The organism is endosymbiont of Acanthamoeba sp. UWC8 (assembly GCF_000730245.1).
Lineage (GTDB): Bacteria > Pseudomonadota > Alphaproteobacteria > Rickettsiales > Midichloriaceae > Jidaibacter.
Map to the genome: position 1 here is coordinate 1,517,113 of NZ_CP004403.1, position 19,761 is coordinate 1,536,873.

Consider the following 19,761-nt stretch of genomic DNA (forward strand, 5'->3'; position numbering starts at 1 on the left):
TTTTTTTATTAAATCGGCTAACTGTTTTTTTCTTATCTTTAAAGTCTACACTATAACAAATATAAAATATCTCTCCTACCCCCCTGCAATATATATAAAATACTTATATTGAGTAAGTAAAGTTTGAAGCTTACTAAAATATTTTATTGCCATATTACTTCCCTAACTTTAACTATATATCTCTTAAGAATTCATTAGTCAGAAGAGGCAAACCTTAAAAAAGATAAATTTATAAATTAACTTTGATAAGCATTCGGGTGTGGTGTGTTTTTTATGAATATATAGCAAATTAAGTTGGATACCCTACATGTAGGGTATATAGTTAAACTGTAAAAAATTAAACTAAGTTTGCGTATAAATGACGGCAAGGCGCGTGCTTCTTACTATTCTTATTATCTGATTTTTCAGTTGTAGGCTATATAGTTATATTAAACTCTATCAATTCTATATTTTGCAGCTGAAGGGCATAGTGTAAAATTTCTGAGTTTTTGAGATTTGTCTCTTTTTGTAATAAAAGTATTTGGTAATCAATAGGTAAGGAAAAAATAAAGTTTTGCATACAAGGTATTCACATTAAAAAATGGCAACATTATAGTACAGGAACCCAGGATATGCATTAAAAAGTAGTTTTTTCGTTATTAAAAATTTGATCTAATGCTATACTTGTTAATATTGCTGTTTTCTAACTGATTTGGTGAAGAATAAGAGTAAACACATAAATATAAAGCTAATTAAAATATAATAGAATAATTTAATTAAGCCGGCTGAAAATATTATTGCATTATTAAACCAATTTGTTTAATTAATATTTCAGCAATAATAAGTTATTTCTAAGGTTTTTAATAATATTAAATGAATAATAATATAAAAATATATCCTATCATACTTTGTGGCGGTGTGGGTTCCAGGTTATGGCCTCTTTCAAGGAAATCATACCCTAAACAGTTTTTAAACTTATTTAATGACCGAAGCTTGTTACAAGAAGCTGCGCTGAGAGTTAATAATTCAGATGTTTTCACTTCATGTGTTTTTCTAGGCAATATTGATTATAAATTTTTAATTAAAAACCAAATAGATCGGATTAACATAAAAGATTACAAACTAATCTTAGAACCGTATAGTAAAAATACCGCCCCGGCTGCTGGAATAGCTGCTTTGAAATTAGTGGAATCCGATTCTGAAGCTGTAATGCTTATTATGCCGTCCGATCACTATATCGGCAATAACTCGGCTTATCTGCAAGCTATCAAAAAAGCATATTGCCATGCTTTAAACGGAAAAATTATTACGTTCGGTATTGTTCCGAACAGCCCGCATACAGGTTATGGTTATATGCGCGAAGGGAACCCGATTGCAGAAGATGATAATATATTTTTCGTTAAAGAATTTGTAGAGAAACCGGACGAAGAAAAAGCTAGAGAATATATTGCCTCAAATAAATACAGCTGGAATAGCGGTATGTTTATGGTAAAAGCTAAAACTTATTTGAAGGAATTAAGTAAATACAGGCTTGATATCTATAATGCATGTATTAATACACTGAGGCATTCTAAAGTAACGGATAATGAAGTAATTTTAGACGCAGAAAAATTTCTTCATTGCCCTGCTGAATCCATTGATTATGCCGTTATGGAAAGCACTAACTTGGGTTGCGTGGTAAAAGCGGATATGGATTGGGATGATATAGGATCGTGGGATAATGTATGGGATATCAACTCCAAGGATGAAAGCGGGAATGTTTGTAAAGGAGAAGTGATTATAAAAGAATGCCGGGATTCTTATTTCTTTACGCAAGATAAGAAGTTAATAACCGCTATAGGGCTAAAAGATATAATTATTATACAAACGGGTAATGCAACTTTGGTTTTACCGAAATCCCGCGCACAAGACGTAAAAAAGCTGGTAAGTCAAATAGAGGCGGGTAATCGGGAAATAGCCACACATGATACTAAGGTTGCCAAGCCTTGGGGTAGTTATGAAGTATATGCTGATAAACCTGATTTTAAAATAAAGAAGATAATTATATCTCCGGGCAATAAAATATCATTACAAAGCCACAGCTATAGAGCTGAACACTGGATAGTGATAAAAGGCATGGCTACTGTTACCAGAGGTAAGGAAAAATTCGACTTACAAGAAAATGAATCTACTTTTATACGCCCTAAAGAAGTACATAGGTTGGAAAATAAACAAAATACGGATCTACATATCATTGAAGTACAAACAGGCAGCTATTTTGGGGAGGATGATATTATAAGGTATGATAAATTGCACCATTTAAAAGTCTAATAGGCTATGTTTAACCTATTTAAGTAAGGTTCCTCTTTTATTTAATAATATAGATTTTATCTTATAAGATAATTCTTTAGATAAAATAATAGCTGATGACTCCACAAGATGATTACCATCATATGTTTCATAATTATTAATATCAAAACATAACCAATATGCACCTGCCTTTTCAAATTCTTTTCTTATTTTACTCTCATCGTAGCGACTCATTTGGTTTTCTATATTATATACAGCTTGGCTTGTAGGAGGCCTAAATCCTATTATAATTATCCCTTGTTGCGTCCATTGTCTTATTTGCTTAGAAAGAGCTAATATATTTTGCTCAGCTACTTGATTATTGATAAAAACTGATTGATAAGCAGGGATTGCTGCCTTATTATCTCTTTTTCTATAATCCGATCCTATCCATCCGGTTTCTATATCATAATGCTGTATATAATTTGATAATTTATGCTTGTTAGTAAATTTATTTTTTATCCGGCTAAGGTTAAGCGGACGAATATATGAATACCAAAAAGATTTATTCAATATGTTTTCTTTATCTTTATTTGAAATCATCTCATATTGCTTGATATGTTCATTCTTTTGGGCTTTAGGAGTAAGAGAATGTGGTGTAACTCCTAAAATTATAATTTTAGAGTGAGAAGAGTCTTTATTAAGCAAGAATACAAGCTTATTAAAAATGTAAGAATTAAGTCCTCCTCCTGAAAAACCATAATTAAAAATTCTATATGATGGTAATATGGGCTGCATAATTCTAGGTGAAATACCGCGGTATATTCTTGAATCTCCCGCTATAATAATATCATACTTCTTTTTACCTTGATAAATTTTGCTTAGCCAAAACCTATCTTCTAATTCTTTATTTTGTAAATCCCCATTTAAGAAATATATATTTATTAATGCAATGTTGCTTACTACAATTACAGTAAGCAACATAGTTAAAAAAATTCTCTCTTTTATTAATACTTTAAAATTGAAAATAGATAAACTCATTTCCTGCTCCTCTAAAGTAAATAATAATTGCTAATATTATACTAAGGAAGATGGGCTCGCCAATTTTTTTAAGTATCGGTTGGTTAAATAATTTGCTATCCCACTTTAAAATAATATATGCCTCCATGAAGCAAAAAATAACTATATAAAACAACCCACTTTTATATGAGCTAATAACTTTATTATAGTTTAAAGTAAAAAGACAAGAAGTTATATGAAGTGCTTCTCCGATAGTCTGAGCTCTAAAGAAAACCCATCCGATAAGAATTTGAGAAAATGTTATTATTCTAAGTATAAGGTTAGGCCATGGTAAAAAAATGTGTACCTTATTTGGTATATTGAATACACGTTCTAATGAGAGAAAAAAGGCATGTAGCATACCCCAAGCTATAAAATTCCAGGAAGCTCCATGCCACATACCAGATAAAATCATAGTAAGAAATATATTTCTATAAATTATTGATTCTTTAACTTTTGACCCTCCTAAAGGAATATATACGTAATCCTGGAACCATGTAGAAAGCGAAATATGCCAACGTTTCCAAAAATCCCTTAAACTAGTAGCTAAATAAGGATGGTTAAAGTTTGCTTTAAATCTATATCCTATCAATTTAATTAACCCAGATGCAATATCGCTGTATCCACTGAAATCGCAATATATTTGTATAGCAAATAAAATAATTATTACCCACCAGTATATAAAAGATGTTTCCAAGTAAGGATTGGAAAAACCTTGATTAACAATAGGAGCAATATTATCAGCTATAAAAACCTTTTTAAAATAACCTAATATAACCAATTTTAAAGCGGTATAGCGTATGAATTCAGAGGTTTTAGGTGGAGCAAGTAGAGCAGGCAAGAGGTCAGTAGCTCGCACAATTGGACCAGCAACTAATTGCGGAAAGAGAGAAAGATAGGTAAAAAAATGTATTATATTTTTTGTAGGAAGCAACTTTCTTTTATAAATATCAATCGAGTAACTTATTGATTGAAATGTGTAAAAGCTGATACCTACTGGAAGTATTAGCATAAATGGGGGAATATTGCTTTTTAATTGTAAGTTTATACCTATGAGATGTGCTAAATATTCTATATTTTCTGCAATAAAAACAGAATATTTAAAAATACTTAAGGAAATTAAATTACCAGCTAGAGAAAGATACAGATAAAATTTTTTCCTTTTAAGTGTCGAGCTATTATATATCATTAATCCAGCAATATAATCAATAAGCCCACTGGTTATTATTAAAAATAAAAATCTCCAATCCCACCAACCATAAAATACAAATGAGTTAATACATATATATAGTAATCGTAGTCTTTTATATTTTTTTATAAAAGACCATCCTAAAAAGAATAAGGTAATAAAAATAAGAAAAATATACGAGTTAAAAAGCATAAACAATCATGTATAACTTAAGCATAAGTTAACTTTTCTTTATACATAACAGGAACATCACGATATTTTCCTCTGGTATCAACAAGTAATTGAGAGTTTTCTAATATGTAATTGTAATCAATACCATCATGGTCGGTATGTAAAATTACAATATCATAATCCTTAATATTTTCTAAAGATTTTATACTTGCTTTATGATCAATATTAAACATAGCTTTAGACCAATAAGGCTTTAGTTCAAGTATAAGTGGATCATAGTAATCAACTATTGCTCCTCTTTCTGCTAGCATTTGAGCAATGTGTATACTTGGAGATTCGCGCATATCTTCGACATTTTTCTTGTATGCTATACCTACTATTAACACTTTACTTCTATTAAGAGATTTGGTTACGTTATTCAGTGCTGAAATTGTTTTATTCACTACAAATCTCTGGACTTTGTAGTTTATTTCTCCGGCTAATTCAATAAAGCGGGTATGGATTCCAAACTCTTTTGCTTTATATGTTAAATAAAATGGGTCTACAGGTATACAATGCCCCCCTATTCCTGGCGAAGGATAAAAAGGAGTGAACCCAAATGGTTTTGTAGATGCTGCATCTATGACTTCGTGTATATCTATACCCATTTGGTCAGCAATCATCTTCATCTCATTCACCATACTGATATTTACAGCACGATAAATATTCTCAAGAAGTTTCACCATTTCAGCTACTTTTGTAGAAGAAGCCGTAACAACTTTCTCCACAATCAATTTATATAATTGAATGCCGGCTTTTAAACAATGCTCCGTATATCCACTTACAACTTTTGGGATCGTCTCTACGCTATGGCCGCCTTCTCCCGGGTTCTCTCTTTCAGGGGAGTATACAAGAAAATAATCTTTTCCTGCACTTAAACCAGTCGCCTCAAGAATAGGTAAAACTATCTCCTCAGTAGTGCCGGGATAAGTTGTGCTTTCCAAAGAGATAATCTGTCCTTTTTTAATAAATTTAGCAATAGTTTTAGTACTGTTCTCAACATAGCTCAAATCTGGCTGTGAATATTTATCAAGCGGTGTCGGTACGCATATTATCAATGCAGTACACTCTGCAATATTGGAAAAGTCTTGTGTAGGTAAAAATAACTTATTTGTTATAATTTCTTCTAAAGTTTCATTGCTAACAGCCCTAATAGGACTCTTTCCTAGCTTTAATTCTTCTATCCTGTTTTGGCTAACATCGAATCCTATAACTTTCATACCAAGCTTTGTATATGCTTTAACTATAGGAAGTCCAACATATCCTAAGCCGATTACTCCAATAGTTGCTGTTTTATTTTCTAATTTTTCAAGAGTAGACAATGTCATATTGTATTATTTAAATTTGATTAGGTTCCTACTTCTACCTAAAATTTAAAATTTTCTCAATTTAAAATTTTATAACTTATCAAAATTAAACCTAAATATATTCTCAAAGGGAAACACCATACTATAATATTGACATTCTCTAAATTTATAATTAATCTTGCCGATAAATTTACTTTTCATAAAAAGTAAAGCATTATAAATCTTATGTTTATTTTATGTCTCAAAATATAAATCTTTGTAAAGTTGTAGTTATCGGATGTGGGTACTGGGGAAAAAATTTAATTAGAAATTTTTATGAATTAAATGCTTTATACGGTGTAAGTGATAGTGATATGAATATTGCTAACTCTTTTGCAAAAGAATACCAAGTAAAGGCTCTTGCATTAGATGAGGCATTACAAAATTCAGAGATAAAAGGGGTAGTAATAGCCGCTCCTGCAATACTACATGCAAAATTAGCGGAGCAAGCACTAAATGCTGGTAAGCATGTTTTTATAGAAAAACCATTGGCTCTTAACTTAGATGAAGCAAATATGCTTTGTAATATTGCAAAGCATAAAAATTTAGTAATAATGGTCGGCCATTTATTACAATATCATAATGCTTTTATAGCGTTAACCAAACTAGTGCAAAATGGAGTGCTTGGAAAGTTACAGCACATTTATTCCAACCGACTTAGCTTTGGAAAAATTAGACATGAAGAAAATGTAGTATTAAGCTTTGCACCCCATGATATTTCTATGGTTTTAAAACTAGTTGGAGAGTTACCAGAAAGTATATATGCCAATGGTGCGGGGTATATCAATTCTGATATCGAAGATACCGCTACCATCTGCTTAACTTTCAAAAATCAAGTAAACGCCAAAATATCTGTTTCATGGCTTAACCCTACTAAAGAGCATAAGCTGGTAGTTATAGGGGATAAAGGGATGGCAGTTTTTGATGATACACTGTCATGGGAAAAAAAATTACAACTTTATCCTCACCGGATAAAAAGAGAGAACCAAATTACAGTTACTGAAAGGGCAGAACCCCTGTACATAAAAGTAGAAGAAAAACAACCTCTTAAAACGGAATGTGCGCACTTCTTAGAATGTATTAATGATAATAAAAGACCTATAACCGATGGTGAAGAAGGTCTTAGGGTTCTAGAAGTATTACAAGCTGCTCAACAGTCGCTTAAAGGTAATAAAATTATAAAGATAGAAAAGGATATAGCTGGCTACTATAAACACGAATCTGCAATTGTGGATGATGGATGCTTTATTGAAGAAGGAACAAAAATTTGGCATTTTAGCCATATTATTAAAGGATCAAAAATTGGTAAAAATTGTGTAATCGGCCAAAATGTAATGGTTGGGCCTGATGTTATTATTGGTAATAATTGTAAAATTCAAAATAATGTTAGTGTATATAAAGGTGTATATTTAGAAGATGGAGTGTTTTGTGGCCCTTCTTGCGTTTTTACTAACGTTTATAATCCACGGTCTGAGATTGAAAGAAAAGATGAATATAGGCCTACCTATGTTGAAAAAGGGGTAACCATTGGGGCTAATGCGACTATCATTTGCGGTACACGCCTGGGTGCTTATAGCTTTATTGGCGCAGGAGCAGTAATTATAAAGGATGTTAAACCTCATGCTTTAATGGTAGGTAACCCGGCGCGTCAAATAGGATGGATGAGTCATGCAGGAGAGAAGCTGGGAGATGACCTTATATGCCCCAGAACAGGAGACAAGTATAGACTAAATGACCGGAATACCCTACAAAAGATATAATGTTAATAATTATAGATAAAAGATGATAAATAACACTAAAAATATAGAATTTATTGACCTCAGAGCTCAACAAGAAATTATCCGTCACGATATTGAAGCTTCTATTTTAAAGGTCTTAGATCATGGTCATTATATTATGGGGCCGGAAGTTAGTGAGCTTGAGGATGAGCTTTCTAAGTTTTGTGGTGTTAAATATGCTATTTCTTGCTCAAATGGTACTGACGCAATAGTATTAGCATTAATGGCAAAAAGAGTAGGCTCCGGGGATGCGGTAATTGTGCCTTCTTTTACATATGTTGCAACAGCGGAAGCAGTTGTCAAAGTAGGTGCTATACCTATTTTTGTGGATGTTCTACCTGATACTTTTAATATGTCTTCTGAAAGCTTACAAGAAGGCATAGACCTTGCAAAACAATTAGGATTGAATCTAAAAGGAATAATCACAGTAGATCTTTTTGGACAACCAGCTGATTATAATACATTGCAGCAAATTGCTGATCATTATAAGTTGTGGATTATTGCTGATGCGGCACAAGGATTTGGTGCTTCATATAATGGGAAAATGGTGGGTAATATTACTGACATCACTACTACTAGTTTTTTTCCTGCTAAACCATTAGGTTGCTATGGAGATGGAGGAGCAGTCTTTACTAACTGTGACCAAACTGCTGCTCTTATTAAAAGTTTTAGAATCCATGGCAAAGGCAAAGATAAATATGATAATGTTGAGATTGGTATGAATGGAAGGCTTGATACTATACAAGCTGCTATTCTACTTGAAAAACTCAAAATATTTAATTCCGAGTTAAAAAAGCGACAACAGGTTGCTGATATTTATACCCAAGGACTGAAGCAGGTTTTAACAGTTCCTAAGTTGTTAGCCAATACTACTTCTGCATGGGCTCAATATACCTTGCAAATTGAGCCCAGTAAACGTGATTCTATAGTTCAGTATATGCAAAATAAACAGGTGCCAATTCAGGTATACTATGTAAAACCAATACATCAGCAACTTGCATATCTTAATTTTCCAAAAGTAAAAAACTTAAGTATATCTGAGCATTTATCACAATCTGTATTTAGCCTTCCTATGCATCCTTATCTAAGAGAGGAGCAGCAACAGTACATTATTGAGAATTTGAAGGAAACATTATTTATAATATGAGCGCTGGTAAATTAAATTTAAAGCAATTAATGCATAGCTGGCTTTTAATACGAGAGCTAGCCAGAGCGGAGAATCTATCACAAAAAAGAAGTATATTTTCTAAGTTAGGATGGTCTTTTATTGAGCCTATTATGACTCTAGTTATTTATTTTTTTTTCATAGCTATGATTCGTAATCAGGTGATCAATAATCCGATTCATACTATAATAGTATTGTTTTGCGGTCTTACAATCTATTCTTGGACTAATAGGTTGATAATTAGTTCTTGTTCATCAATTATAAATTACGATAATATATTACTTACTATTCCTGTTCATCCATTGAATTTTATTCTTGTGGATCTTTATAAAACTTTTATATACAATTTTATTCCTTGTTTTCTTACTTTATCAATTTTTGTGATAGCTATAGGAGAGGGTATTAGTTATAAATGGATTGCAATCATTCCACTAATTATTTGCATGTTAATCTTACAGTTAGCTGTTGCTATTTTTTGCTCGGTTATAGGTATTTATTTAAAAGATCTTAGTAATTTTTTAAGCCAAATACTTAGGCTTTTATTATTTGTTTCACCTATATTCTTTGAACTTTCCAATGTTTCAAATCCAACTATTAAACTTTTTTTATTTATTAATCCGTTAGCTATTTATATCGAATACTTTCGCAATATTATAGCTTATAACGATATAAAGTATGGTACTGAATTATTTATAGTATTTATTTTATCTTCAATATTACTTTTTATAGCAATAACTTTTTTAAATAAAGTACGCTATAAAATTATTAAACAATTTTAATAAAGAACGGTTATATGGAATGTTTAACGCTGAAAAATGTATCTTTTAGTTATCCTAAAAAGGATTCTATTTCAGCTTTATTTAAAGTGCGTAATCCTACTTCCGAAAAGCTGATACTAAATAATATATCACTTAGCTTAAAAGAAGGGGAGATACTTGGTATTGTTGGCAATAACGGTATGGGTAAATCAACTTTGCTGCGTCTCATATCAGGGGTATATAAACCTGATTCTGGAGAAATTAAAGCAAATTATACTATTAGTAGTATTCTTGCTTTAGGTACCGGATTTAATTTAGACCTAACAGCTGAGCATAATATCAGAATTAATTCATTGCTAACAAACATCCCTTATGAAATGATACATGAAATTGTAGAAAAAGTTATTGAGTTTGCTGAACTTCAAGATTATAGAGAGATGCCAATGAGGCATTACTCTAGTGGAATGCAATCTAGGCTATCTTTTTCTTTAGTCATTTTAACAAACCCTCAAATATTAATAATTGATGAAATATTAAGCGTAGGAGATTTGAAATTCGCAAAAAAAGCAACTGCTGCTATGATGGAATTACGTAAAAAAGCTAAATGCCAGCTTATAGTTTCACATGATTTAGAATTCTTAGCACAAAACTGTACAGTTTGTGCTTGGCTTAATAAAGGACAGATAGAAATGGTTGGAAGCACAAAAGAAGTAATTTTAGAGTATAAAAAAACAATATTGAGTAATTAAGGGTATCAAAAGCATGAAAACCATTTTAAATAATTTAAACTTTTTTCAAAAGAGAAAAAGAAATATTATATTATCACCTCTCAAAAAAACAAATTTTGAAAATCTAATTGAATATTTGGATACTAGCTTAATACGAAATATATTGGATATAGGTGCAGGAGGTTTTGTAGGGGAAACAACCACTAAGCATTTAACAAATTATTTTAAACAATCAAAAATTATTGCACTCGAAAAAAGAATAGAGGCGTGTGAACAATTGGAAAAGAAATTTGCTGGAAAAATTGAGGTTATCTGTGGAGATATAGCAAATTTTAATAAAGGCGCTCCTTATGATTTAATAGTAATTGACTTAGATGCTTCATTAATTACTTGGATTTATGAAGAACTTCTTGAAAACCAGCTTTATAAATTACTGAAGCCAAATGGTTATATTATCGCAATTGGCATAGCTAATATTAAAAATGCTAAAAAATTTTTTTCAGAAGAGGCCGCCCGAACATTACAGGAACAATGGTGCCCTTTTATGAAAAAATACATTAAAGCTAGTGGTATGACACTAGAAAACATGAAAATAAAATTTCATGAGTCAGATAAATATTATGTTTTAAATGTTCTAGATAAATGGGATAAAAAAGAGAATGTTGTAAATTGGGTGTTTTTTCAAAAGAAAGGATAATATGACACACATAAAAGATGAGATAAAAATTTTATCAGTTGATTTAGACGGAGATATTGCATATTGCAAAAAAAATTGTTCAGGGTTGATAAAAAAGTGGGAAAATTGGGGACGTACTAAGTTTAAAGGGGTGCTTTCGAATAAGGAATTACAAACGCTGCTCAAGCACTATAATTTGCAAACACCTCAATTTTTAGCTTTTTCTCCTAAGCTTCTTTTAGCCATGATAGAGATGCCCCTTAAAGTTGAGGAATACCTACAAAAGATTGGATGCAAATCTCGTAATATGATACGTAAATCAGAAAAGAATGGTTTCTATTTTGAAGAATTTGACCATGATGAGTTTATTCCTGATATGTATGAAATTAATACCTCTAAATCTCATCGGGGCGGGAAACCAATGTCACAGGGATATCAGGAGAGACCAAATTTAATATATTTAAATCATGAGTGTTATTGTAATGATCATAAAATTAAATTTTTAGGAGTTTTTAGGGATGGCAAGCTATATGCTTATTGCCAACTTGAAATTGTGCATGAACTTGCTGTTATTAATCGTATTTTAGGACATGGGGATTTCCTGACTTATGGTATTATGAACCATTTAATTAAAGGTATGGTAGAATATTTAACAGGCACTAAAGTCAAAGCTATGAATTATTTAACTTTAGCAAGTAACTCAAATCTAGCTGACTTCAAAAAACGGACAGGATTCGAAGAATACCGCACGATCTTTATTACTAATCACAACTCAATAAAGCAATCTAGCCCTTTCGAGCTGTTTAGTAATTTAGGATTGAGGCTATATTCGAGAATTAAAAAAGTTATACAATCTAGTAGAAATACATCTTCTAATTTAAACATAAAAAAAAACCTTTTTCTTTTAGAAAATTTAAATGTTGTACTTAACGAACTAAATCAGCATGTGAATTTTGGTTTATTTGATAAAATATTGGAAAGCCCCGTAGAGGGTAAACCTTACCATTTTATAAAACATGATATCCACGGGAGAACGGATATTCTTTTAGACCTAGCTATAATGGAAGCAAAATTGGGCATAAAGGCAACTTACTTTGTAATGCTTCCTTGTAAAATGAACCAACATTATATTAATGATGATAAATTCTATTACATTTTACAAGAAATTCAAAATTTAGGTCATGAGGTAGCCTTACATTTAGATGTTTTACAATTGTTATTTGAATATAATGATTTATTGGAGCCTATAAAGAATTTTAAAGCTAAGCTAGAGAAATTTGATATTAAAATTAGAGGAGCAAATGCTCATGGTAATACTTTTTTGGTTAAAAAGTATGGGATCAATCCCATGGTATTTTTTAAAGAATTTAAAGGATTTGAAGTATCTGAAACGTTATCCCCTATTTTAAAAACACATTTGTATAAATATTCTTTAGAACAATTAGGTATTGAATTTTGGGCAGATGTTATTGTTTGGTATCAAGGTAAACATATTCTACCTGAAAAGTATTTAACCGATAACTTTGGTTATTTAGGCGTGCGTAAGGTAACCGAAGAAACATTACATACAGGTTGGGAGTTTGAGCTAACAGGCTCTAAAGATAAAAAGATAGACCAAGCATTTATTTCCCGCCTCATAGGTAGTATTAGTAGATATAAAACCTTGTATCTTTTACATCCACAGTTTTTTATAAAGTAAAAAAGTTAAGTATATGGGTTATAAAGAGAAAAATAAAAAAGTAGTTATGGTAGTAGCAAATGCAGTTACACATGACATCAGAGTGTTAAAGGAAGCGGTGGCACTCCACAAAAATGGATATGAAGTTACAATATTAGGTATAGATAAAAAAGGGAAAACTCTACATTATGAAGGAGTAAATATAATATTAGTTGAACTACAATCATTTAGCCAAGTCATAATTAAACCTTGGTTAAAAAATTTTTATCTTATTTTTCATTAAAGAGAGCAAGTTTAAATACAAAAACCAGTATTAATAGCTTTAATACATCTGAAGAAATGGTAAGAATTTTTAGTGATACTCAAAAAAGCTTTTCTACAACTAACAATCATACAAATGAGATATATAACCTTATTTTAAAGCTTTATAAAAACCCTTTCCTAGCTATTTATTATTTATGTAATAAAATTAAAAATTTTGCTGCATTATTATATAAAAGCCAAGCTATTGGTAGTTATAAAATAGACAAATTAATTCTAAACGAACTTAAATCAATCAAATTTGATATTATACACTGTCATGATCTAAATACTACTTATATTGGGGTAAGAATCAAAAAAAACAACCCCTCAATCAAATTTATATTTGATTCGCATGAAATCTATTTTGCTTTACATACGCTGAATTGGTTTAAAAAGATTAAAGCTAAAATGCTTTTTAAAAAAGTGTTAAAATATACAGATGGTTTTATTACAGTAAATGATTCAATTGCCCAGTATTTTCAACAATTATTTAATTTAAAAATTTCACCAGTAGTTATCAAAAATGCTGCTCAGCAAGATATACAAAAAGTTCCTTATGATAATAGATTGCATAAAGTTCTAAATCTTTCTTTTAAAACGAAAATTTTGCTTTACCATGGAGGATATTCTAAATATAGAGGGCTTCCTCAACTAGTTGCTGCAGGTGAATTACTTCCTAAAGGCTGGGTTTTAGTTATGATTGGTTGGGGAAAACTAGAAAATGACCTTAAGGATATAGCAATAAAAAATGGGACTATTAGTAAAAAAGTTTTCTTCTTACCAAAAGTTCCTCAATCAGAACTATTAGAGTGGACAAAAGGAGCAAGTATAGGAATTATACCTTACGAAAACATTGGATTAAATCACTATTTTTGCTCTCCAAATAAGATTTGGGAATTTTGCAATGCTGATGTACCTTTCCTTGCTCCTCCTTATCCGGAATTTAAAAAAATTATAAATAAATATAATGTCGGATGGTTTATTGATGAGGAAATAACCTCGATAAGTATTATAAATATGGTGAAGAAACTAGATGATCACCCAGAAACAATTAGAAAATATAAAGAAAGCTGCAATAAGTTTGTAAAAGAAGATCACTGGGGAGTATATGCTGAAAAACTATTAAGGTTATATGAAAAGATCATCTAAGAATATTACTACACATATTTCATATTTTCATGATTTTTTTGATATTCGCATTTTTCATAAAGAGCTAATGTCATTGAAAAAATTAGGCTATGAAGTACATCATATTACAAGAGGGCCTGATAATATCAAAGATACAAAAGGCGTGGTTTACCATCAAATTAAGGAAAGTAATACACAAAATCCTATTTTAAAATTATTAAATTTAATATATAAAGTATTAAAAATAACCTTTACCTATAAATCACCTATATATCATATACATGAGCCACAATTTCTAATTTTTGCTTGGATTTTAAAATTTAAAAAATCTAAAATTATTTATGATGTTCATGAAGATTTTTCCGCTCAGGCTCTTTCGTTATATAAGAATAATTGGGTAAAAGCATGGTTCTTTTATATTTTGTGGAGAGTAATTGAGAATTTATCAAAATTATATGTGGATCATTATATATGTGCCACAGAAACCATAGCGAAAAAATTTCCAAAAAAATATACTTCTATAATTTATAATTATGCTCTTTTAAAAGAATATGGAAGTGACTTCGAAAACATTTCTTTTCAACAATACCTCAGAAAAGAAAATATTTTATTGTTTTGCGGAGGTATTAGTAAATTTAGAGGTATTGATAAAATTTTATCGGCCTATCTGCAGGTCTCTGATAGATTACCTATAAAACTGGTTCTAGCCGGTTCGTTCATGAATAAAGGTACTTATAATTTCTGCACTACTCATCCGGTATGGGAGCAAGTAGAATACTTAGGAGTTTTACCAAGACATGAAACGCTGGAGCTGTTTAATAGGGCGAAAGTGGGGTTATTGCTATTTCAGCCCGGTGCAAATCATAATGATGCATTACCTAATAAATTGTTTGAATATATGGCAGCAGGGTTACCGATTATTGCTTCTAATTTTACTGCTTGGGAAGCAATAATAGAAAAAAAACAATGCGGTATAACGGTGAACCCGACAGATACTTATTCGATTGCCGAAGCGATAAACAAATTATTTACTTCTCCTGAGCTTGCATATAAGTTTGCACGGAATGGACGAAAGATTTTTGAGCAATACTATACTTGGGAATCACAGGAACCTCTGTTAGAGTCAATCTATGAGTTTGAAATTAATAAATAAATACACAAAAGGAATATATAATCTTTTTGTTAAATTAAGGAAAAATTTTGCAAATAATAAAGCAAAAAAATATATAAAAAGTATTATCGAGTATTATGACGCTCAAGGAGGTTTTGGTTACGATCAATACTCTCTTAACATTAAACGGTATCATCCGATGGCAGAAGGAAAGTACTTGCTTGCCTTGGGGAAACTTAGCAAAGCATCCTTGCATAGTATAATAGATACTGATGAATTAATTATAAATAGTTTAGCTAGACTTAATAAATATAATATTTCTCTTCAAAAAGAATATAAGTGTTGGGGTTTAGGATTTTCATATAAAGCTATTGAAGAAAAGGAACCAACAATAGTAACAACCGCTATTATTACTAATTCCTTAATAGAATTATATTTACAGGGAAAAATTTCCAAAGAAGATGACTTATTGCAAGGAGCATTAAAATGGTTAGATGATTTTGCATATGGGATAACTTGTAATGATAACAATGAAAAAATTTTTATACCTTACTATTCTTTTAGCGCAAACGAGATTGTATTAAATTCTATAAGTTTGTGGGCTTTAGTATTATACAAGAGCCAAATACATAATATACTTATCTCTAAGCATGATGTAAAATCCGTAGCTAGGTGGATTGCAAGTAAATACATCACTGGCATTGGCTGGATGGATTTTGAAGCTGGTAGTAAAAGAATAGATTTATTACACCAATGCTATATCCTAACTTCATTAAGAGAGATATTAGGTAATGAATTTGAGGAAGATAATTGCATAGACGCAATAAATATATTTAGTTCATTTGGAAAATTTATCGATAAATTTGACGCTTTCGATAAAAAGTCTGCTGTTTTAACTTTTATAAAATCAAAGCATGTTTACTTAAATAAAATTGGCTCTTATGACATTGTTAAGTATGCTGCGGAAGCTAGGGCATGGTCTTATGGAGAATTGCTTAGTTTCATATCAATAGAAATGAAGAGAAGTAAACAATACTCTAGATATTGGCAAGTATTAGCTAATCGTATTTTAGAGATTTTGCTTAAGTATATTCCAAAATGGATTTCAAATAATAGGCCTCGAGATTTAATGCATATTTTAAATGGCTTAGTATCTTATTATGTTAATATTGGAGATAAAAATGATGAGTGCTAGAAATTTACTTAAGAAGATATATAATACCGTACTGGGTAGAAGGAAAAAACTATACTTTATTAAAGATTGGGTAAGTTTATTGGGAGCTTTAAAGGAAAATGGTGTTGAGTATAAACTATTTGATAAACTTCCGGAAGCCATAAATTATAATAAAAATTACCATTTTATAAAACATGATATACATCATCTTTTAGAGCCTGCGTTACAAATAGCAAAAGCTGAACATAGTATCGGAGTACAAGCTACATTTTTTATGATGCATGAACATCCTTTGAACCAAAAAATATTTAACAAGCCGGAAACTTGGAAAGGTTTACAAACTATCCAGGACTTAGGGCATGAAATTGCCCTTCATATTGATGGATTCATTTTAATAGAAAAATATGGATGTATACAAAAAGGTTTAGAGAAAGAGTGGCAATTATTTAAAGATAACGGAATTAATATTAGGGGTGGGAACTGCCATGGCAATACTACCTATTACAATAAATTAAAGTTTGAACCGATGAGCTTTTATAAAGAGATATACCGCCCTCACAAATGCCAAGACAGTTTTTGGAATCAATTTAATTCTAAATATAGTTTAGCAGATTTAGGGTTTAAATTTTGGGCAGATAGTAGTTGTTGGGTTGAAGGTAATTTATATATTCCAAAAATATATATCAGCGATAATATGCTTGATATTAGGGCTGGAATATCTGATTCCCCAGGTTGGGAAGTAATAGGGCCAAGTATGCAGATTACAAAAGAACTGATTAATGAGTTAGTAAAAAGGTATACAAATACTCATGCTCTTTATTTAATTCATCCCCAATTTTTTATTTAATTAGAGTTATAAAATATGCAAAAAAAAATATTCAGTATAATCGGTGCTCGCCCTCAATTTATTAAAGCTGCTGCTGTAAGTAGGGTTTTAAGAACCAGATATAATGAAATATTAGTTCATACTGGGCAGCATTTTGATAAAAACATGTCTGAAATTTTTTTTAAAGAACTGGAAATTCCCGCTCCAGATTATAATTTAGGCATAAGTGGATCTACACATGGAAGAATGACCGCTCAAATGATGGAGAAAATAGAAGAGCTTCTATTAAAAATTCAGCCTGATTTAGTACTTTTATATGGTGATACCAATTCAACTTTAGCAGGAGCTTTAACAGCATCTAAACTACATATACCTATTGCTCACGTTGAAGCAGGGCCGCGTACTTATGATAAGCGGCAACCGGAAGAGGTAAACAGAGTAATTACTGATCATCTAAGCAGTATAAATTTTTGCCCTACACTTCAATCAGTAAAAAATTTAAAGACTGAAAATATTATTAATAATGTTTTTCATGTAGGTGATGTGATATATGATTCCTCTCTTTTTGCTTTTAATAAAGCTCAAACTTCTTCTCATATATTAAAAAAATTAGGATTATCAAATAAAGAATATATTTTAGCCACTATTCATCGCGCAGAACATACAAATGATCCTAAAGTATTAAGCGATATAGTAACATACCTAAGAAGCCAACCAAAAGTAGTAGTATGGCCTATACATCCTCGGACAAAACAAGCTGTTACTAAATGGAATATTTCACTTGAAGGTTTGGTGATTTGTGAACCTATAGGTTATATTGATTTTACTTGGCTTACTGCTAATGCTGCTTATATTATTACAGATTCAGGAGGCCTGCCAAAAGAAGCATACTTCCATAGAGTACCTTGTATTACCATAGGCGATTATACTCCATGGCCTGAGACCATAAAAGCAGGATGGAATAGACTTTGGACTCAGGACGATTGGAAAAACCCTAGACAAGATATAAGAGATTATGGTAGTGGAAAAGCTTCACACCTTATTTTACAACATATAATAAATTTTTTTAAGTGATTAAACATATAGTATATTATGCAGGTATAGATTTAAGTATTCCAAATGCTTGTGCTTTACATGTAGCTGGTATTGTCAAAGGATTTGCAGAATTAGGTTATAATGTTACTGCTATATTACCCAAACCCACTAATAATACTAATATCCCTTTTTTAAAAGAACAGCATAATATATCTCTTGTTTACCACAGCAATCCAATTAAAAGCCCGCGGTTTTTAAGTACTATTTTTGCTATCTTTACTACTATAAAGTTACTTTATAAGATCAAACCTCAGCTATTTTATCTACGAATGTCATTACTTAGCTTTATATTACTTCTTATCGCTAAAATTTTAAAAATTCCTACGGTAAGTGAGCATAATGGCTGGATGGAAAAAGAAATGGAAATGCTTGGAACCACAAAATTTGTTTCTTTAATAAGTAGGCTAATACAAATTTTAGACTGTAAACTAACTAAAAAAATTTTAACGGTTACCCAAGGCCTTAAAGAACAACTTAAGCTGTACGGAATACCTGATCATAAATTTATAGTAGTTGAAAACGGTACTGACACTGCGCAGTTCACACCGATAGCCCGTGAAAAAGCTCTTAAACAATTAGGATTAAATCCTAATTGTTTCTACTTAGGGTTTATAGGGGTATTTACTAAATGGCAAGGTTTAGATCTAACCCTAAGCGCTTTCTATGAAGTAGCTAAATATGATAGTAACATCCGTTTAATTTTAGCGGGGGACGGGGCTGAAAAAATAATATTACAGAATAGGGCGCAAAGTTTAGGACTTAAAGAAAAAGTGTATTTTTTAGGCGCTGTACCAATTCAAAATGCTAATAATGTTATCAATTGTTTTGATATTGCTCTTAGTAATGCAACTGTGGAGCTTAATCATAATATTGGTGTTTCAAAATTAAAAATCCGTGATTATGCAGCAGCAGGTAGAACAATATTAGCAAGTCATATCCCGGGAAATATTGAATTAGATAATGAAGGTATATTATTAACTCATATAGCAGATAGTATAGATGATCTTGTAGAAAAAATTCTTAGTTTAAAAAATCAACCGGAGCTTATGAAATCCTTGCAATGCAAAAGCAGGGAATACGCTATCAAGCATTTCTCTTGGAAGCAAAAATGTAGGGAAATTTTAGCAAATCATATTAGTTTGTAAATAATAAGTATTTTTATATTTCTTAATTCTATTAATCAATCTATTTATTGTATACTTTTCAGTTCCTAAATCAGCTATTCGTAATAATATAAACAATAACATATCATAAAAACTAAAGCTATGGTAGCAAAACCCTAAATAGACA

The 19,761-nt window shown here is 30.8% G+C and carries 17 protein-coding genes; 14 read left to right on the forward strand and 3 right to left on the reverse strand.

The features are described from left to right. The first annotated feature begins 852 nt into the window (after positions 1–852). On the forward strand, positions 853–2,289 hold the full coding sequence (locus tag I862_RS07285; protein WP_052646550.1) for a mannose-1-phosphate guanylyltransferase/mannose-6-phosphate isomerase: 1,437 nt from the start codon (positions 853–855) through the stop codon (positions 2,287–2,289). 15 nt (positions 2,290–2,304) lie between these two features. Here the strand turns inward: I862_RS07285 and I862_RS07290 are convergent, their stop codons facing one another. The 3 genes from I862_RS07290 to I862_RS07300 all read right to left on the reverse strand — a co-directional run bounded on the left by I862_RS07290 (position 2,305) and on the right by I862_RS07300 (position 6,033). Then, positions 2,305–3,288, reverse strand: a complete 984-nt coding sequence (locus tag I862_RS07290) for a hypothetical protein (RefSeq protein ID WP_038540663.1) — start codon at positions 3,286–3,288, stop codon at positions 2,305–2,307. Continuing rightward, positions 3,263–4,318 carry an MBOAT family O-acyltransferase gene (locus tag I862_RS07295; protein WP_158499300.1) on the reverse strand — a complete coding sequence of 352 codons (1,056 nt, stop codon included), beginning with the start codon at positions 4,316–4,318 and terminating at the stop codon, positions 3,263–3,265. The genes I862_RS07290 and I862_RS07295 overlap by 26 nt, the downstream gene beginning before the upstream one ends. Positions 4,319–4,704: 386 nt before the next feature. After that, complete coding sequence (locus I862_RS07300) at positions 4,705–6,033, reverse strand: nucleotide sugar dehydrogenase (RefSeq protein ID WP_038540669.1); 1,329 nt, start codon at positions 6,031–6,033, stop codon at positions 4,705–4,707. Positions 6,034–6,248: 215 nt separating this feature from the next. Between I862_RS07300 and I862_RS08780 the strand changes: the two genes are divergently transcribed. Genes I862_RS08780 through I862_RS07365 form a run of 13 tightly spaced genes read left to right on the forward strand, consistent with a single transcriptional unit; the run spans position 6,249 to position 19,616 of the window. Further along, the gene (locus I862_RS08780; protein WP_038540672.1) at positions 6,249–7,811 is read left to right on the forward strand and encodes a Gfo/Idh/MocA family oxidoreductase; all 1,563 of its coding nucleotides are present in this window, start codon (positions 6,249–6,251) and stop codon (positions 7,809–7,811) included. A 22-nt stretch (positions 7,812–7,833) separates the two neighbouring features. Next, complete coding sequence (locus I862_RS07310; RefSeq protein ID WP_038540675.1) at positions 7,834–8,976, forward strand: DegT/DnrJ/EryC1/StrS family aminotransferase; 1,143 nt, start codon at positions 7,834–7,836, stop codon at positions 8,974–8,976. Beyond that, entirely contained in the window at positions 8,973–9,773 is an 801-nt protein-coding gene (locus tag I862_RS07315) for an ABC transporter permease (protein WP_038540678.1), read from the forward strand. Before I862_RS07310 ends, I862_RS07315 begins: the two co-directional genes overlap by 4 nt. Positions 9,774–9,787: 14 nt before the next feature. Then, complete coding sequence (locus tag I862_RS07320; protein ID WP_038540683.1) at positions 9,788–10,501, forward strand: ABC transporter ATP-binding protein; 714 nt, start codon at positions 9,788–9,790, stop codon at positions 10,499–10,501. 13 nt (positions 10,502–10,514) lie between these two features. Continuing rightward, complete coding sequence (locus tag I862_RS07325; protein ID WP_038540686.1) at positions 10,515–11,177, forward strand: class I SAM-dependent methyltransferase; 663 nt, start codon at positions 10,515–10,517, stop codon at positions 11,175–11,177. 1 nt (position 11,178) lies between these two features. After that, positions 11,179–12,855 (forward strand): polysaccharide deacetylase family protein, encoded by a 1,677-nt coding sequence (locus I862_RS07330; RefSeq protein WP_038540690.1) that lies wholly within the window; start codon positions 11,179–11,181, stop codon positions 12,853–12,855. Between the two features lie 13 nt (positions 12,856–12,868). Further along, a complete protein-coding gene (locus I862_RS07335) occupies positions 12,869–13,117 on the forward strand; it encodes a hypothetical protein (RefSeq protein WP_038540693.1) in 249 nt (82 codons plus the stop codon). A gap of 56 nt (positions 13,118–13,173) precedes the next feature. Next, positions 13,174–14,286, forward strand: a complete 1,113-nt coding sequence (locus tag I862_RS07995; RefSeq protein WP_148299513.1) for a glycosyltransferase — start codon at positions 13,174–13,176, stop codon at positions 14,284–14,286. Beyond that, positions 14,270–15,418, forward strand: coding sequence for a glycosyltransferase family 4 protein (locus I862_RS07345; RefSeq protein WP_038540695.1), 1,149 nt, complete (start codon positions 14,270–14,272; stop codon positions 15,416–15,418). The genes I862_RS07995 and I862_RS07345 overlap by 17 nt, the downstream gene beginning before the upstream one ends. Then, positions 15,396–16,571, forward strand: coding sequence for a hypothetical protein (locus I862_RS07350; RefSeq protein ID WP_038540699.1), 1,176 nt, complete (start codon positions 15,396–15,398; stop codon positions 16,569–16,571). Before I862_RS07345 ends, I862_RS07350 begins: the two co-directional genes overlap by 23 nt. Further along, positions 16,558–17,397 carry a polysaccharide deacetylase family protein gene (locus I862_RS07355; protein ID WP_038540702.1) on the forward strand — a complete coding sequence of 280 codons (840 nt, stop codon included), beginning with the start codon at positions 16,558–16,560 and terminating at the stop codon, positions 17,395–17,397. The genes I862_RS07350 and I862_RS07355 overlap by 14 nt, the downstream gene beginning before the upstream one ends. 15 nt (positions 17,398–17,412) lie before the next feature. Beyond that, positions 17,413–18,450 carry a non-hydrolyzing UDP-N-acetylglucosamine 2-epimerase gene (wecB, locus tag I862_RS07360; protein WP_038540706.1) on the forward strand — a complete coding sequence of 346 codons (1,038 nt, stop codon included), beginning with the start codon at positions 17,413–17,415 and terminating at the stop codon, positions 18,448–18,450. Beyond that, the gene (locus I862_RS07365) at positions 18,447–19,616 is read left to right on the forward strand and encodes a glycosyltransferase (RefSeq protein ID WP_038540707.1); all 1,170 of its coding nucleotides are present in this window, start codon (positions 18,447–18,449) and stop codon (positions 19,614–19,616) included. Before wecB ends, I862_RS07365 begins: the two co-directional genes overlap by 4 nt. The last annotated feature ends 145 nt before the right edge of the window (positions 19,617–19,761 follow it).

What these genes read in the sequence shown, in the direction of transcription:
- I862_RS07285 (WP_052646550.1), top strand. Translation starts at nt 853, where the DNA reads ATGAATAATAATATAAAAATATATCCTATCATACTTTGTGGCGGTGTG.
- I862_RS07290 (WP_038540663.1), bottom strand. Translation starts at nt 3,288, where the DNA reads ATGAGTTTATCTATTTTCAATTTTAAAGTATTAATAAAAGAGAGAATT.
- I862_RS07295 (WP_158499300.1), bottom strand. Translation starts at nt 4,318, where the DNA reads ATGCTAATACTTCCAGTAGGTATCAGCTTTTACACATTTCAATCAATA.
- I862_RS07300 (WP_038540669.1), bottom strand. Translation starts at nt 6,033, where the DNA reads ATGACATTGTCTACTCTTGAAAAATTAGAAAATAAAACAGCAACTATT.
- I862_RS08780 (WP_038540672.1), top strand. Translation starts at nt 6,249, where the DNA reads ATGTCTCAAAATATAAATCTTTGTAAAGTTGTAGTTATCGGATGTGGG.
- I862_RS07310 (WP_038540675.1), top strand. Translation starts at nt 7,834, where the DNA reads ATGATAAATAACACTAAAAATATAGAATTTATTGACCTCAGAGCTCAA.
- I862_RS07315 (WP_038540678.1), top strand. Translation starts at nt 8,973, where the DNA reads ATGAGCGCTGGTAAATTAAATTTAAAGCAATTAATGCATAGCTGGCTT.
- I862_RS07320 (WP_038540683.1), top strand. Translation starts at nt 9,788, where the DNA reads ATGGAATGTTTAACGCTGAAAAATGTATCTTTTAGTTATCCTAAAAAG.
- I862_RS07325 (WP_038540686.1), top strand. Translation starts at nt 10,515, where the DNA reads ATGAAAACCATTTTAAATAATTTAAACTTTTTTCAAAAGAGAAAAAGA.
- I862_RS07330 (WP_038540690.1), top strand. Translation starts at nt 11,179, where the DNA reads ATGACACACATAAAAGATGAGATAAAAATTTTATCAGTTGATTTAGAC.
- I862_RS07335 (WP_038540693.1), top strand. Translation starts at nt 12,869, where the DNA reads ATGGGTTATAAAGAGAAAAATAAAAAAGTAGTTATGGTAGTAGCAAAT.
- I862_RS07995 (WP_148299513.1), top strand. Translation starts at nt 13,174, where the DNA reads ATGGTAAGAATTTTTAGTGATACTCAAAAAAGCTTTTCTACAACTAAC.
- I862_RS07345 (WP_038540695.1), top strand. Translation starts at nt 14,270, where the DNA reads ATGAAAAGATCATCTAAGAATATTACTACACATATTTCATATTTTCAT.
- I862_RS07350 (WP_038540699.1), top strand. Translation starts at nt 15,396, where the DNA reads ATGAGTTTGAAATTAATAAATAAATACACAAAAGGAATATATAATCTT.
- I862_RS07355 (WP_038540702.1), top strand. Translation starts at nt 16,558, where the DNA reads ATGATGAGTGCTAGAAATTTACTTAAGAAGATATATAATACCGTACTG.
- wecB (WP_038540706.1), top strand. Translation starts at nt 17,413, where the DNA reads ATGCAAAAAAAAATATTCAGTATAATCGGTGCTCGCCCTCAATTTATT.